This is a genomic window from Brevibacillus sp. FW306-2-1A-C05A, assembly GCF_058781555.1.
Map to the genome: position 1 here is coordinate 20,934 of NZ_JBYSWV010000047.1, position 14,925 is coordinate 35,858.

General features: G+C 53.6%; 11 protein-coding genes and 2 pseudogenes. 5 read left to right on the forward strand and 8 right to left on the reverse strand.

The window, feature by feature from the left end; translation table 11 throughout:
- Positions 1–83: 83 nt before the first annotated feature.
- Entirely contained in the window at positions 84–557 is a 474-nt protein-coding gene (locus AC3WJN_RS21330) for an N-acetyltransferase (protein ID WP_007776743.1), read from the reverse strand.
- Positions 558–755: 198 nt separating this feature from the next.
- Here AC3WJN_RS21330 and AC3WJN_RS21335 point away from each other — a divergent pair, with 198 nt between their 5' ends.
- The gene (locus tag AC3WJN_RS21335; protein ID WP_005831599.1) at positions 756–1,349 is read left to right on the forward strand and encodes a TetR/AcrR family transcriptional regulator; all 594 of its coding nucleotides are present in this window, start codon (positions 756–758) and stop codon (positions 1,347–1,349) included.
- 35 nt (positions 1,350–1,384) lie between these two features.
- On the opposite strand, the pseudogene AC3WJN_RS21340 reads toward AC3WJN_RS21335, so the two are convergent.
- Positions 1,385–2,563 (reverse strand): annotated as a pseudogene (locus AC3WJN_RS21340) (peptide ABC transporter substrate-binding protein); the annotation flags it as partial.
- A gap of 149 nt (positions 2,564–2,712) precedes the next feature.
- Between AC3WJN_RS21340 and AC3WJN_RS21345 the strand changes: the two are divergent.
- The gene (locus tag AC3WJN_RS21345) at positions 2,713–5,205 is read left to right on the forward strand and encodes a U32 family peptidase (RefSeq protein WP_005831603.1); all 2,493 of its coding nucleotides are present in this window, start codon (positions 2,713–2,715) and stop codon (positions 5,203–5,205) included.
- Between the two features lie 30 nt (positions 5,206–5,235).
- On the forward strand, positions 5,236–5,466 hold the full coding sequence (locus tag AC3WJN_RS21350) for a DUF1128 domain-containing protein (RefSeq protein ID WP_005831605.1): 231 nt from the start codon (positions 5,236–5,238) through the stop codon (positions 5,464–5,466).
- A gap of 275 nt (positions 5,467–5,741) precedes the next feature.
- Here AC3WJN_RS21350 and AC3WJN_RS21355 read toward each other — a convergent pair whose 3' ends face one another.
- From AC3WJN_RS21355 to fabF, 3 genes are all read right to left on the reverse strand, one after another.
- Entirely contained in the window at positions 5,742–7,238 is a 1,497-nt protein-coding gene (locus AC3WJN_RS21355; RefSeq protein WP_007780947.1) for a DHA2 family efflux MFS transporter permease subunit, read from the reverse strand.
- 742 nt (positions 7,239–7,980) lie between these two features.
- Entirely contained in the window at positions 7,981–8,595 is a 615-nt protein-coding gene (locus tag AC3WJN_RS21360) for a hypothetical protein (RefSeq protein ID WP_005831607.1), read from the reverse strand.
- Between the two features lie 54 nt (positions 8,596–8,649).
- On the reverse strand, positions 8,650–9,888 hold the full coding sequence (gene fabF / locus AC3WJN_RS21365; RefSeq protein ID WP_007780944.1) for a beta-ketoacyl-ACP synthase II: 1,239 nt from the start codon (positions 9,886–9,888) through the stop codon (positions 8,650–8,652).
- A 126-nt stretch (positions 9,889–10,014) separates the two neighbouring features.
- Here fabF and AC3WJN_RS21370 point away from each other — a divergent pair, with 126 nt between their 5' ends.
- Positions 10,015–10,878 (forward strand): helix-turn-helix transcriptional regulator, encoded by an 864-nt coding sequence (locus AC3WJN_RS21370; RefSeq protein WP_005831609.1) that lies wholly within the window; start codon positions 10,015–10,017, stop codon positions 10,876–10,878.
- A gap of 201 nt (positions 10,879–11,079) precedes the next feature.
- Here the strand turns inward: AC3WJN_RS21370 and cimA are convergent, their stop codons facing one another.
- Together cimA and AC3WJN_RS21380 are read right to left on the reverse strand one after the other, a co-directional pair.
- The gene (cimA, locus tag AC3WJN_RS21375; protein WP_005831611.1) at positions 11,080–12,702 is read right to left on the reverse strand and encodes a citramalate synthase; all 1,623 of its coding nucleotides are present in this window, start codon (positions 12,700–12,702) and stop codon (positions 11,080–11,082) included.
- A 119-nt stretch (positions 12,703–12,821) separates the two neighbouring features.
- A complete protein-coding gene (locus tag AC3WJN_RS21380) occupies positions 12,822–13,661 on the reverse strand; it encodes an alpha/beta hydrolase (protein ID WP_492329328.1) in 840 nt (279 codons plus the stop codon).
- Between the two features lie 114 nt (positions 13,662–13,775).
- Here AC3WJN_RS21380 and AC3WJN_RS21385 point away from each other — a divergent pair.
- Positions 13,776–13,978 (forward strand): annotated as a pseudogene (locus AC3WJN_RS21385) (transposase); the annotation flags it as partial.
- A gap of 75 nt (positions 13,979–14,053) precedes the next feature.
- Here AC3WJN_RS21385 and AC3WJN_RS21390 read toward each other — a convergent pair.
- Positions 14,054–14,925: TaqI-like C-terminal specificity domain-containing protein (locus AC3WJN_RS21390; protein WP_492329329.1), on the reverse strand; the 872-nt coding region annotated here is incomplete at its 5' end.

Consider the following 14,925-nt stretch of genomic DNA (forward strand, 5'->3'; position numbering starts at 1 on the left):
CAATATTCTCTATATTTTTATTATTGTTACGAATATAGTACCAGAAATGAAAAAAGGAAGGCTATACCAAATGTATCAAAATATCAGGCTGTCTCAAAAATCATCGCGATCTCGTCGCACATCGGCAGTTTGGAACAGTTGATGCAGTCTTTCCACACCTTTTGCGGCAACGTTTCCTTCGCGACGATCCAGAATCCGCATTTTTCAAAAAAAGCTTTTTGATAAGTCAACGCAAGCACCCGCTTGATTCCCAGGTTGCGGCACTGCTCTACCAGATGGAGAACGAGATGCTTGCCCACGCCCATGCCCTTTGCTTTTTCCGCAATCGCCAGCGAGCGAATTTCGGCCAAATCCTCCCACAAAATATGCAGTCCGGCAACTCCCACCACTGTATCTCCATCATGAGCGACGATAAATGACTGCAAATTTTCACAGACAGAAAGTTTCGTACGCGGCAGCATCAATCCCTGTTGTGCATATTCATTAATGATCTCCAACATGGCATCGACGTCCTTCATCATTGCCTGACGTACTGCCAGCGCTTTTACAACGCTCATTTTACACTCCTCCACCCCATGCTCTTACGGCTCGGTATGATTAAATATTTATTCATTATAGTATATAAATATACATTCGACGTCCCGAGAAGTCTATCCCTTTTTTTGCCCTTTTTCACGGGAAATGTACGGAAAATTCTTTTGTAAGTAACTGTTATGTTATAATCAAGCAAACGAAGCAGAGGAGGTACTACCTTTTTGACGACGAGACGGGAGCGAAAAAAGCGGGAAACTCGCGAAAAAATATTCAATGCCGCGATCAAGCTGTTCAAGCTGCACGGCTTTGAAGCCACGACCATCGACATGATCTCGGAAGAAGCAGACGTCGCGCGCGGCACCATTTTTCTGCATTTCACGTCAAAGGAAGCGATCCTCGCGAACTGGGGATACGAGCGGCTTCATGAAATCGAAGAGCGCCGCCAGGAATGGGATTACGGGGACGATTGCAAGTCCAAGGTCTTGCGAATTTACAAGATCATGAACGAGGTGACGATCACGAACTTCGACTTCATCAAGGTCGTCGTGGAATCGTCAATGAAGCATCGCAAAGTGCTGGAAAACGAAAAGAACATGTACTTCGAGCTGCGGCAACTGTTCGCCGATCTGATCGAGGAAGCGCAGGAAAAACAGCAGCTCAAGACCAAGTTCAATCCGCTCGTAGCGGCGAACATGCTGGAAAACATTTACTACAACGCTCTGTACGACTGGGTGCGCAGCGAAGGCGCATGGGCGTTGGAAGAGATTATGGAAGAGAAGGTTTCGATCGTATTCGAAGGGCTGGTCGTGGATTAATCCAAGCGACCAGCCCTTCGAGTTTGTTTTCCCGCCTATTCAAAGTACGCCCATTTGTATTGGGCATGGCCCAGGCCGGAAATGACGACGTCCTTCAGGCGCGGATTTTTGGCGTACACCGTCGATTTGAAGTAGAACGGGATCACCGGCATTTCGTCGACCAACAGCTTTTCAGCCTCTTGCAAGATCGCCTTGCGCTTGGCGGCGTCCTTTTCCTTGGAGGACTGGGCGAGCAGGTCGGCGTATGCCTTGCTCTCCCATCTCGTATGGTTGTTGCCTTCTTTCGTGCGGAAAATTTCCAGGAAGTTGATCGGGTCGTTGAAGTCGCCCGTCCAGCCCATGCGCGCTACCTGGAACTTGCCGTTTTTCACGTTTTCGTAGTACACGTTCCACTCCTGGTTTTCCAGCTTCACCTGTACCCCGAGATTTTTTTGCCACATGTCCTGCACGGCTTGCGCGATCTTCGCCTGCGCTTCCTCTGTATTGCAGGAAAGCGTGATCGGCGGCAGCTTGTCGACGCTGGCATAACCTTCTTCCTTCATGCCTTCTGCCAGAAGCTGCTTCGCTTTTTCCACATCGTTGTCCTTGAACAAGCCTTGTCCGTTCTCCGCAAACATGGTCGGCGGCACGACCGCCGTCGCCACCAGCTCTCCGCCCTGTGTCACGTTGTCCACGATGTCCTGGCGGCTGATCGCATACGCGAACGCTTGGCGAATTTGCTTATTATTGAACGGTTTTTGCTCTGTGTTAAATTCGTACCAGTACGTTCCGGCTTTCGGGGTAATTTCCAGCAGGCCCTTTTCTTTCAGCGTCTGCATCGCGTCGAGCGGCAAGTTTCCGGTCGGGGCGCCCGCCCAGTCCAGATCGCCGTTTTCCAGCATCGACAGCTCCGTGTTGGCATCGTTGATGATGTTCATTTCGATTTTCGTCAGCTTGACTGTGTCCGCATCCCAGTAATGCTCGTTTTTTTCCAGCACGAGCTTGTTTTTATGCTCCCAGGCAGCGAGCTTGAACGGCCCGTTCGAGGTGTAGTTCGGCCCCGCATCCTTGGCCCAGTCGGGGTGCGCGGCCGCGACCTTCGCGTTGACCGGGAAATAGCTGTAGAAAGCCGTCAACTCCAGGAAAAAGGGAGTCGGATTTTCCAATTGGACAACCAGCGTCTTGTCATCCGTCGCCTTCACGCCGATCTCCTCCGGCTTCGCTTTGCCGCTGAAGTTCTTACATAACACCATCATATTCACACTTTCTGGAAGCGACAATTTTCAACATTTGGAGAAGTGGAGGTTTTTGTTGCGGGAGCAAAGACATTTCCCTATGATGAAGAAGAGCTTGTTTTATAGACCTTGGAGGTAATGACATTCACATGCGAAATGGAATAAAGCGAGAAGATATTGAGCTGTTGGCTCCTGCCGGCAACTGGGACTGTTTGAAGGCCGCTGTCGCGAATGGTGCCAACGCCGTCTTTTTCGGGGTGGAAAAGTTCAACGCCCGCGCACGCGCGGAGAACTTCCACATGGCTGAACTGCCTGAGATAATGGCTTATTTGCATATGTACGGTGTAAAAGGGTTTCTTACCTTTAATATTCTTGTGTTCGAGAACGAGCTGGAGGATGCGCGCGAGCTGATTGACGCCTGTATTCACGCCGGGGTGGACGCGGTCATCGTCCAGGACCTCGGTCTGGTGAAGCTGATTCGCGAAATCTCCCCTGACTTCCCGATTCACGGCTCCACGCAGATGACGATCACTTCGCCGGAAGCGGTCGAATTTACGAAGCCATTCAACATCGAGCGCGTCGTACTGGGACGGGAAAACTCGCTCAAGGAAATCAAGAAGATCGGGGAAAAAGCGAAGCTGCCGATGGAAGTATTCGTCCACGGCGCGCTGTGCGTGTCCTACTCCGGCCAATGCCTGACTTCGGAAATGTGGGGCGGACGCTCGGCCAACCGCGGCGAATGCGCCCAGGCTTGCCGCCTGCCGTACGATCTGATGGTCGACGGCGTGCAAAAGGACATGGGCAACATCGCGTACGTCCTCTCGCCAAAAGACCTGGCTGCCATTGACCTCGTTCCTGAGCTGATCGAGGCGGGCGTGACTTCGTTCAAAATCGAAGGCCGCCTGAAATCGCCGGAGTACGTCGCCAACGTGGTCAGCAAGTACAACGCGGCCATCGAGCGCTACTTTGCCGGAGAGGATACGGGTCCGACCGAAGTCGAGGTTCGCGAGCTGCAGCAAAGCTTTTCCCGCGGCTTTACCCATGGATTTTTGGAAGGAACGAACAACAAGCAACTCGTGGACGGCTCGTTCCCGAAAAGCCGCGGCGTGTTTTTGGGCACAGTGAAAAAGCTGCTCGGCACAAGCGTGCTCGTCGAAATTGCCGCTCCCGTCAAGCGCGGTGACGGCATCGTGTTCGACGCGGGCGATCCGACGCAAAAGGAAGAAGGCGGACGCGTCTACGATATTCTCTCCCGCGGCAAAAAGGTCGAGGGCGAAGTCGAAAAAGGCTTGTACGAGATCGTCATGGGCCGCAACGACGTCAACCTGAAGCGGCTCCACGTGGGCGACCGCGTATGGAAAACGAGCGACCCTGAGCTGGATCGCCGCCTGCGCAAAACGTTTGAAACGGAAAAGCCGTACCGCACTTTCCCGCTCGCCGTGCACGTCAGCGGCAAACTGGGCGAGATGCTCAGCATCACCTGGGTGGACAAACAGGCGAACCACGCTGTGACCGTACCGTCGGAAAAGCCGCTTGAGGCTGCCGTGAAGCGCCCGTTGACGCATGAGCTGCTGCACGACCAGTTAAGCCGTCTGGGCGGAACGATTTTCCATCTGGACGCTCGCGACCTGACTGTCGATCTGGACGGAGACTTGATCGTGCCTGTCAGCGAGCTGAACCGGATGCGCCGGGAGGCCGTGGAGCAGCTCGTCTATTTGCGCTCCAAGCCGCCTGTCTACCGCCATCGCGACGTAGACGTGTACGCGGACGTGCCTCGCACACAGCCAGTGGAAAAGCCGATGCTGACAGCGCTGTGCCGCTCGCTTGAGCAACTGGAGGCGGCGGCGCAGACGGACGTCGATTTCCTTTACGCGGACTTCGAATTCGTCAAGCAGTACCCGGAAGGCGTCAAGCTGGCGCACAAGTACGGGAAAAAAATCGGGATCGCGACGATGCGCATTCACATGCCGGACGAAAACGGCGTGCTCGCCCTGATCGCCAAAAGCAAGCCGGACGCGATTCTCGTGCGCAACACCGGGGCACTCTACTACTACCTGTCCCGCAAGGACGAAATCGACATCCCGCTGATCGGCGATTTCTCCCTGAACGTGGCCAACCATAAAGCTGTCGAGCTGTTTCTCGAAGCGGGCCTGACACGGGTCACGCCTTCGTACGATTTGAACATCCAGCAGATGGTGGACCTGCTCGGCCGCTCCAACGCCGCCAAAATGGAGCTGGTCATCCATCAGCACATGCCGATGTTCCATACCGAGCATTGCGTGTACTGCACGTTCATGAGTGAGGGAACCGACCACACCAACTGCGGAACCCCGTGCGAAACCTCTCGCATCTCGCTCAAGGATCGCGTCGGCTTCTCGCACCCGGTGCGGGTGGACACCGGCTGCCGCAACACGGTGTACAACGCCATCGACCAGTCGGGCGCAGAGTATTTGAACGAGTTTCGCTCCCTGCACGTCGGCAGCTACCGCATCGAGTTTTTGGAGGAAGAACCGGAGCGTGTGCGCGAAGTCATCAGCCTGTACCGTCAGGCTCTGCGCGGAGAAGTTAGCGGCACACACGTATGGCGCACGCTGAAGGCAACCAACCAGCTTGGCGTCACGCGTGGGCAGCTTACCAAATAACTAGCAGCGTTTTTGGAGAGGAGACCAACCATGGCAGATTTGAAAGAGGCGACCCAGGAAAATTTGGCGGTGCTGATCGAAGGCATCAAAGCGAAGCTGAACATGGCGAACACGGCCGTCATGCGCGCGGAAGATTTTGACCTTGTTCATTACGAGGACCTGTTGTACTTGTACAACATGGTGCAGAAAAAAACGGCGTTCGGCATCAATGAGATGACGGCGATCGTGGAAGAATTGGGTGCAATGCGAAAGCAGTCCTAGCGAACATATCGGATGAAGTAGGTTGAAGCGTCGCCTCCCGTTTGGGAAGCGGCGCTTTTTTGCTGGGGGTGTCCGGTTCGCGACTTCGTAGTTGATTGTTTTGGGGGGATTGTACTGTTGTATTCGTTTGCTCTTGGGCACTCGCGCTTAATCTTACTCGTGCTCACTGGCTCACTCACTCGCTCACTCACACTCTCTCGCTCACTCGCTCACTCTCGCCCCTTCCCCTCTAGCCAAAACTGTCGTCGCAGCCTTTCAACGGGAGAATCGCGTAGTTACGAGAGCTGGGGCACTCGCTTTTTCGCGGTTACCTTTTCCGGACGTGGCGTGTTGTTGCGCAAAAACAGCGCCAAAATCAGGGCGATGACGGTAAACAGCGTGGCGATCCAGAAGGCGTTGTTCGTCCCCATGGCGATTCCTTGCTTCGTCGCCAGCTCCATCTGTGCCAGATCGGCCGGATTGAGGTGCTGGCTTCGTACAATGTCTGCCATGTGGGCGGCGCTTTTCGTCGTCATGATCGTGACAAACAGCGCCGTGCCAAGCGCTCCCCCGATGGCGTTGACCGTGTTGGACATGGCGGTCCCGTGCGGGTTCAGCCGCAGCGGCAGCGCATTCAGTCCGGACGTCATTACCGGCATCATCAGCATGGACAGCCCGAACATGCGCACCGTGTACAACGTGACCAGGTAGCTGTAGCTAGTAGACAGGCTCAGCTTCGTAAAGCCGTAGGTCGTGACGATGGTGATGAAAAGCCCGATCCAGGCGAGCCATTTGGCGCCAAACTTGTCAAACAGCTTGCCCGTAATCGGCGACATGATGCCTATAAGAATGCTCCCCGGCAAAAGCAGCAGACCTGACTGCACAGGAGTAAAGTGCAGGATGTTTTGCACGTAGACCGGAAGCAAGATCATGCCCGAGTAGAGCGACATGTTGACCAATAGGCTGATGAGCACGGCCAGCGTATAGGCCGGGGTCTGGAAAATGCGAAACTCGAGCATGGCATGGTCGATGGACAACTGCCGCCAGACAAAGGCGGCCAGGCTGATACAGCCGATGAGCAGCATGAGGATGACCTCGGTACTTCTCCACCCCGCTCCGCCAGCCGTGCTGAAGCCGTACAGCAGCCCGCCGAAGCCGACTGTCGACAGCACGACTCCCCAGAAGTCCAGCTTCGGATTGGCTGTCGCGGTCACGTTTTTCAGGATGAAAAACGAAACGAGCAAAACGATCAGGGCGATCGGCAACACGACGAAAAACAGCAGGCGCCAGAAGTAATGCTCGACGATCCAGCCGGATAAGGTCGGGCCAATCGCCGGGGCAAATACCATGGCAATGCCGACGATCCCCATAGCCGAGCCGCGGCGCTCTGCGGGGAACAGGTTGAAAATGACGTTGGTCATGAGCGGCATGAGGATGCCTGCCCCCGCTGCCTGCACGACTCGTCCGAGCAGCATGATGGCGAAGCTGGGCGCGATGCCGCAGACGAGGGTTCCGGCGGCAAAGAGGCTCATCGCGGAAATGAACAACTGCCTGGTCGTGTATTTTTCCATCAAAAAAGCGGTGGTAGGGATCAGGACGCCGTTGACCAGCATGTAGATGGTGATGACCCATTGCCCGATCGAGGTGGTGATGTGGAACTGCTCCATCAGCTTGGGCAGAGCGACGTTGAGAAGCGTCTGGTTGAGCAGGGCCGCAATCGCGCCAGCAATGATGACACCGAGAATCGGTGCCCGGTGGATGTTTGTTTCTTTGACTCGCTGCTCGCTTGCCATGCATGATTCCCCTTTTTCGGTTCTGGTTTGATCGTCTACGTTTTCGTGGATTGGGTTTCTTCGTTAATCTGCAGACCTTTTCCAGATGGCATTCCGGGTGAGGGGATGGAAGCAGTCACTCTTTGTGCATCGGCATGTACATCGGCAGCTTTCGGGTGTGTGCTCGGTTTTGGGGCTTTCCCGATTAGCAGGCTGGCTCGGTTCTGTTCGCTTTTTTGCAAGTGCGATCGGTTCTGTCGTTGCGGTTGCGTCAGTCAGCGACTTTGGGGTACCGCGACTTTTTTGTTTTGAAAAGCCGCTTAGTCGTCGCTTTTGCGGAGCGAGGAAAGAGGAGAAATCGCTGTAGCTTCTTGGGCTCCCTGCGGGGAAGCTCTACTGCCCGGCTCCGGGGAAAAAGCGAAACCGCGTCCAAAGTGGCGGGTTCAAAAGAGGTTTCTCAGAGTGGACGCTTAAAGGCGTGTTTCGCTTTTTCCCCTCCACCTCGGTTGGGATCCCAAAGAGCTTTCGCGGATTTCTCCTCTTTCCTCGGCAGCGGCTTGGCGAGTTTATCGGGGGTGAAAGAAAAACTTTAAAAGCTAGCCTTCCCAAATGCGGTGGCTACTCAAAAATCTTGGCAAAACATGCTCCATACAGTTTTACTCCCCAACAGTCGACTTGTCGCATACGGGGATGTTTTTTTGAGTAGCCAGGCAAAGCAATGCTTGTCATTGCCCCAGCTTTTGGCTATCAAGCCCAAATCAAGTCATTCTATGCTGTATGCTTTTAATGCCGCTATCCAGTTCCGTATCTGCTCCAGAATAAATGGGGCGGGCGGAGTCTTCCCGTCTTCTTTAGCGATTTTCAGCCACTGTAATTCTTTTGGCACATTTTTTATTTTCGCAAGAAGCTGCGCCGCCTCTGTTCCTCCGCTAATTTCTCTTAAAAATAAATACATGTGATTGTCTAAAGCATGGATGAGCATTCCCTCGTATTCTATGTCGTCAATTACAACAGTAGGGTGGCCGTGCTTTTCTATCCCGCCTAAAACTTCGCACCATACAAAGTCCGTGATTTGCAAGAGGTCTTCTTCTAGTAGCGTTACGTCTTTTATCAACACTTCTTCTGTAGAAGAAATTTGCTGATCTAAGAAGATAGCTGGGTCAAGCTCCATAAAGTTTAATACGACCTTGCTTGTCGCTTCCGCCTCATTTTCGTGAGCGTATAATCTTTCTCTCATTTTCCGCACATCAAGATTCCTGCCAATCACTAAACCAATTCGCAAGTCGATACGAATCACTCCTTGAAGTTCAAAAAACGGGGCAATCGGTTCCTTGCTATTTTGAAACCGGATTATGATTTCTTTGTTTAAATTTGCCACGACACAAAAAAGAACCTCCCCAAACAAATTGGAAAGGTTCCGAAAAACTCCATCTTACCCCTCGTACTTCCGCAAAACAATCACCGCATTATGGCCGCCAAAGCCAAAGGAGTTGGACATCCCGATGTTCAGCGGCATCTGGCGGGCTGTGTTCGGTACGTAGTCGAGATCGCAGACCGGGTCGCGCTCCTCTTGGTTGATCGTCGGCGGCACGATTCCCTCCTGGAGGCTTTTGACCAGGGCGATGGCTTCTGCGCCTCCGGCTGCGCCAAACATATGCCCCGTCATCGACTTGTTTGCCGTGATCGGGATGCGCTTTGCGTGCTCGCCGAACAAACGCTTGATCGCCAACGTCTCCGAGCGGTCCCCGATTTCGGTGCTGGTGGCGTGGGCGCTGATGACGTCTACCTCGCCCGGCTGGATGCCTGCTTCTTCCAGCGCCCACTTCATCGCCCGGTACGGCCCGATGCCTTCCGGATGGGTCGCGACCATGTGGTAGGCGTCCGAACTGGCGCCGTAGCCGATGACCTCTGCGTAGATGCGAGCGTCGCGTCTCAGCGCATGCGAAAGCGATTCCAGAATGAGGATGCCTGCGCCTTCTGCCATGACGAAGCCATCCCGCTTCGCGTCGAACGGCCGGCTCGCGGCTGTCGGATCGTCGTTTCGCGTGGACAAGGCCGTGGCGTTGCTGAAGCTTGCCAGCGACACCTCGTTGATCGCGGCCTCGGTTCCTCCGGCAATGACGACATCTGCCCGGCCGGAGCGAATGAGGCGAAACGCTTCGCCAATCGCCGTGTTGCCGATCGAGCAGGCTGTGACAGGCGACATGGTCGGGCCGTAGATGCCGTACTTGATGCTAATCATGGCTGGCGCAATGTTGGAAATCAGCATCGGCACGAGCGTCGGGCTGATCCGCTCCGGTCCTCGGTTGCGCAGCATGTCGTGCTGCTCCAGAAGCGTCTGCACGCCGCCGATGCCGGAGCCGACGTAGACGCCCACCCGCTCGCGGTCGCACTCTTCCAGCCTAAGCCCCGCGTCTTCCAGCGCTTCATCCGTAGCCGCGATGGCGAACTGGCAAAAGCGGTCCATGCGCCGCGCCTCTTTGCGCCCGAAGCGAGCCTCCGGATCGAAGTCGCGGACGAGTCCGGCGATTTTCGTTTTGAACCGCGATGTATCGAATCTATCAATTTGCGAAATGCCTGATTTTCCTTGCGTCAAGCTGCTCCAAAACTGCTGTACGTCGCTGCCGACAGGCGAAATGACGCCCATCCCTGTAACCACTACTTTTTCCATGGTTATCCTCCTTTGCAAGTCCTTATGGAAACCATCTTGTCGCACGTGTTATCCTATTACAAGTTTTTGTTTATCCTAGTATAACAAGTAACAGCTTGGGCTAAAAGACCAGGATAGGAGGCGGCTATGAACAATCAGACACGCCTGCAGGCTCTCTCGTCGTTTTTAAAAGCGCAGCGCGCCAAAATTCTCCCGCAATCAGTCGGCCTCGCCCCTGGCACCCGCCGCCGGACACCCGGGTTGCGCCGCGAGGAAGTAGCGCAGTTGGCGGGCGTCAGCTCCACCTGGTACACGTGGCTGGAGCAAGGCAGGGACATCAAAGTCTCTCCTTCTGTGCTGGACGCCGTATCCAAAGCGCTGCAACTGACGGTCGACGAGCGCAAATATTTGTACGCGCTGGCGCTGGAAAGCGGGACGGGCATTGGCACGAGCCTGCAAAAAGAAGAACCGCCGCAGATCAGCCCCGCGCTGGAAAGAATTTTGCACGAGCTGCGCTCCTGTCCGACGATCATCTCCGACAGGCGACTGCACATCGTCGGCTGGAACAACGCCGCGGCGCACGTCTTTCTCGACTTCGAGCAAATTCCTTTTGAAGAGCGCAACCTGATCCGGCTGCTGTTCACGCGAAAAGAGCTGCGGCGGCTCGCCGTCAACTGGGAGCATTTCGTCAGCGGTTTTCTCGCGATTTTCCGGGCGTACTACGGGCAGTACGTCGAGGACGAATGGTACGCGCATTTTTTGACTGAAATGAAAAAAGTTCACCCCGATTTCCAAACGCTCTGGGAGCAGAGCCACGTCAGCTCCGCCCCCGAGGTGTTGCTTGAATTTCGCCACGCCAAGGCCGGAAAAATGCAGTTCCATCTGACCTCCCTGCAAGTGCAGGGCAGCGCTGACCTGCGTTGCAGCATCTACACGCCAGATCCCCAGTCCTCGACGGAAACGAAGCTGCGCCAACTGATTGATCGGCCTGCTTCGGAGACAGCCGACTGAGCAGGCAAACGCCAAACAAAAAGACCAGCTCGCTCTCACCCGAGCCGCTCTCCCCCTGTCAGATGTAGCTGACAAAAAGAGAGCAGCTCCCCGGAGCTTTGCTGGTCTTTTTTTAACGAGTAAACGGGGTGAACGCGTTAAACGCGCTTAACGTGCTACCGCTCGCGCGCGGTCAACAAGGCTTTCCATCCCGTAGGACGGTCAATGATTGACGATCCCAACCCGCGCTTCCGCAGAAGCCAGATGGCCCGCTTCCTCGCAGCCTTCCTTCCACAAGAAGTAGCGAATACTGTCCGCAAGTGCCTCCCAGCTCGCTTCGATCACGTTGGTCGAGACGCCGACCGTGCTCCACTTTTCGCCGTTGCTCGCCGATTCGATCAGGACGCGGACCTTGGCTGCCGTCGCCCCGTTTTCATCCAGGACACGCACCTTGTAATCGGCGAGGTGCATGTTGGCGATACAGGGGTAGTAGCTCTCCAGCGCTTTGCGCATGGCGTTGTCCAGCGCATTGACAGGGCCGTTTCCGTCCGCTGCCGTATGGACGCTCTCGCCATTTACGCGCAGCTTGACGGTCGCCTCGGACGTGATCGACTGGACGGCTGCCTTTTCCATCAAAATTTTGAAAGAATCGAGCGTGAACAAATTTTTCAGCTTGCCCGCCGCCGCAAGCAGCATGAGCGTGAGCGAAGCCTCCGCGCCCTCGTACTGGTAGCCCTGGAACTCGCGCTCTTTGATGCGCGTGATGATCTCGCGGGTCTTTTCCCGATCCAGCGACAAATCAATCTCCAGCTCTTCCATTTTGGCGAGCAGATTGCTTTGGCCGGCCAGCTCGGAGACGAGCACGCGGCGCTTGTTGCCGATGTTTTCCGGCTCGATGTGCTCATACGTCTTCGGATCGCGCAGAACCGCGCTGACGTGGATGCCGCCCTTGTGCGCAAAGGCGCTGTGCCCGACAAACGGCTGATTGTTAGGCAGCGTCATGTTGGCGATCTCCGCCACGTAGCGCGACAGTTGCGTCAGCTCCTGAAGCTGCTCGCTGCTCACGCATTCGTACCCGAGCTTGAGCTGCAGATTGGGCACGACAGAAATCAGGTTGACGTTTCCACAGCGTTCCCCGATGCCGTTGATCGTCCCTTGTACTTGCTTGGCTCCGGCTTGCACCGCCGCCAGCGCGTTCGCTACCGCTACGCCGCTGTCGTTGTGCGGGTGGATGCCGAGCGGCGTGTGCAGATGACCGACAGCCGCCTTGACGATCTCGTACACTTCATGCGGCAGGCTTCCGCCATTTGTATCGCAGAGGACGATCCAGTCCGCTCCGGCTTCCTCGGCGGCTTCCAGCACGCGCAGGGCATAGCGCGGGTTTGCTTTGTAGCCGTCGAAAAAATGCTCCGCCAAAAACAGCGTCGTCAAGCCTTTATGTTTCAGAAAAGCCACCGAATCGGCGACCATGCGCAAGTTTTCTTCCAGTGTCGTTTTCAAAGCGTCTGTGACGTGCAAGTCCCAGGACTTCCCGAAGATCGCCGCCGCCTGCACGCCGCTTGCGATCAGGGCTTGCAGGTTGTCGTCCGCGGATGCCGCCACATTCGGTCTACAGGTGCTGCCGAAAGCGGTCACCTTGGCATGCTGGAGCGGAACCTCGCGGATGCGTTCAAAAAACGCCATGTCCTTTGGATTGCTCCCCGGCCAGCCGCCTTCGATAAAATCAATGCCGAACTGATCCAGCCGCAGTGCGATCTTTATCTTGTCTTCCACCGACAGGCTGATCCCCTCTCCCTGCGTCCCATCTCGCAGGGTTGTATCATACAGATACACCTTGCTGTTCATGTTTCTTCTCCACCTATTCCTGATATTTTTCTGAATAATCACATCATTTTAATCTTTAGACTTTACCCAGTATATCATAGCCTAAATGGATTGAAAACGCAGGAAAATCGCGGCTTTTTCTATGTCCGCGGGGCGAGGACAAAAGCTGCCGTCTGCTTGATCGCTTCCTCTAACGGAGCCGAAGTGCCCGCAAATGGATGACGCGCGTTAAATGTATGGTCGCCGCCTTCGATCCAGTGCAGCTCGCTGTTTTTCGCAGCCTGGTGGATTCTTTTGGCAGCCTCTACCAGACGGACAAAATCTTTTTCTCCGCTAATGATGCACAGCGGCTTTTCCATAGTCGCTACTTTGGCCAAAATGTCATACTCGTCCCGGTTCTGGTCGATATCGTCAATGACGACGCGCGTAATCGGCATGTTTTGTCCGGTGCGCGCATTCGCTATGTACCCGACGCCATTTTCCTTGATTTGTTTGCGCAGCGCTGCGTCGAACAGGTTGACGTCGCCGATGCCGTTCCACGTCACGATGCCTGTCACATGCGGATTGTTCGCGCCAAACAGGATGGCATCTCCGCCGCCTTTGCTGTGTCCAAGCACGTACAGCTTCGTTTTGTCCACGCAGGCGGGCAAAGAAAGCTCGCCAGACACGATCCGCTCGACCAGTGCGTGCAGGTCGGCAAGCTCGCGGGCATACGTGTTGCGCCCGAATTTTTCCAGCTCATCAAACTCGGTCAGGCTCTCCCCGACGCCGTTGCAACTGAAATTGAAGCGAATCGTCGCAATGCCTCGTTTCGCCAGCTCATCCGCTACGTACGGAAAGCTGCCCCAGTCCTTGAAGCCTTTGAAGCCGTGGCAAAACAAAAGCAGCGGCTGCGCAGACCCGGCTGCTTCCTCCGTATGTATGTTTCCTCGCAGTGTCAATCCTTCTCCCAGATCAATGGAAAACGCTTCCTGTCTCATGCTCGTTCTCCTTCCTCGTTGTCCGCCCGCGGCGACAGATACTTTTATTATGCCGCAACGCCGGGGTAAATGGGGAGTTTTTTGCAGTATTATGCATACACTTGTAGCTCGGGTAACCAAGAGGTTTGCAAGCAGTGTCCGTTCCTTACCACATGCACCCGTTCCCGAAATCACCGAAAAGTGCTAACGAGACACGTCTGGGAAGACAGTAAGGAATGGGTCGGGCAAACCGATTAAGCAAGTCGGGAAAGCAGTTATACAAAATACGCAAGAAAACGATTGAGCGAAGCTTCGCGGATGCCAAACATCTCCCTGGGTTTCCCCTCCTCGAAATTTATACTTTCTTATCCGTAAAAAATAAACCGACTGTTCAAGGGCGGTCACATAGATTTTTATAAGCGTTCAACTCCGAATGCTAAAGCAGTAAGATTCTCTATATGATTTTCTATTTCAACTTTTCTTGCATTATTAGGATTTTGGAATACTAATTCCCTTACAAGATCAATTATTTCTTGTGAATAATTCGATTCAGGATTTGGCAACGGATACTTATTAACGTACTGGGTTAAATAGCGTCTTCTTCCAGCATATAGCTTATTATTAAATGCAATATCGTGGTAATTAGTCATATACTTGGTGTTCGATATTCCTAAAATCAAAAAGAGAATATCATTATTATTTTCTTCTTTTGGAATTATCCAGTAACAATTCCCATCAATACAACACCCTTCATCTTCATAAAAGAATTTTGGTTCAGGGCTTATATCTGGAAAAACTACTTTTGGTAAACCCCACTGATCTGGGTTTTGAGGAACCCAAATTTCATACCAATTTCTTTTTGCTTTTATTACATATTTTCTACCCTCTAGGGTTTCTCTATGTGTTTCAAGATACGCCAGTGCATGAGGATACTGTGTAAAATCAATAGCTTTTTTCTTGCCATTTACATTTTTATGTGTATATAAAACTTTTTGATTCGGCCTTCTTTCTAATGGACGCCATTTTGAAGCATGGTCTGTTGATAGTAAAGGTTTTAAAACTTCAGCTTCTGGTTTTATTTCATCAGGAAGTTCTTCCCACGTTGATTTGATAAAAACCTTATCTGCTGTTGTCTTAATTCCAACTTTAACATCACATAAATCTTGAATAGTACAAAAAGAATTCTTATTGATATTAGTAATCCAGTTATATTCTTCATTTGTTGCCATAACCCACGGTTCTTTAAAACTTTCAGGTACTATCAATTTCCCACAGGAAACAGAAT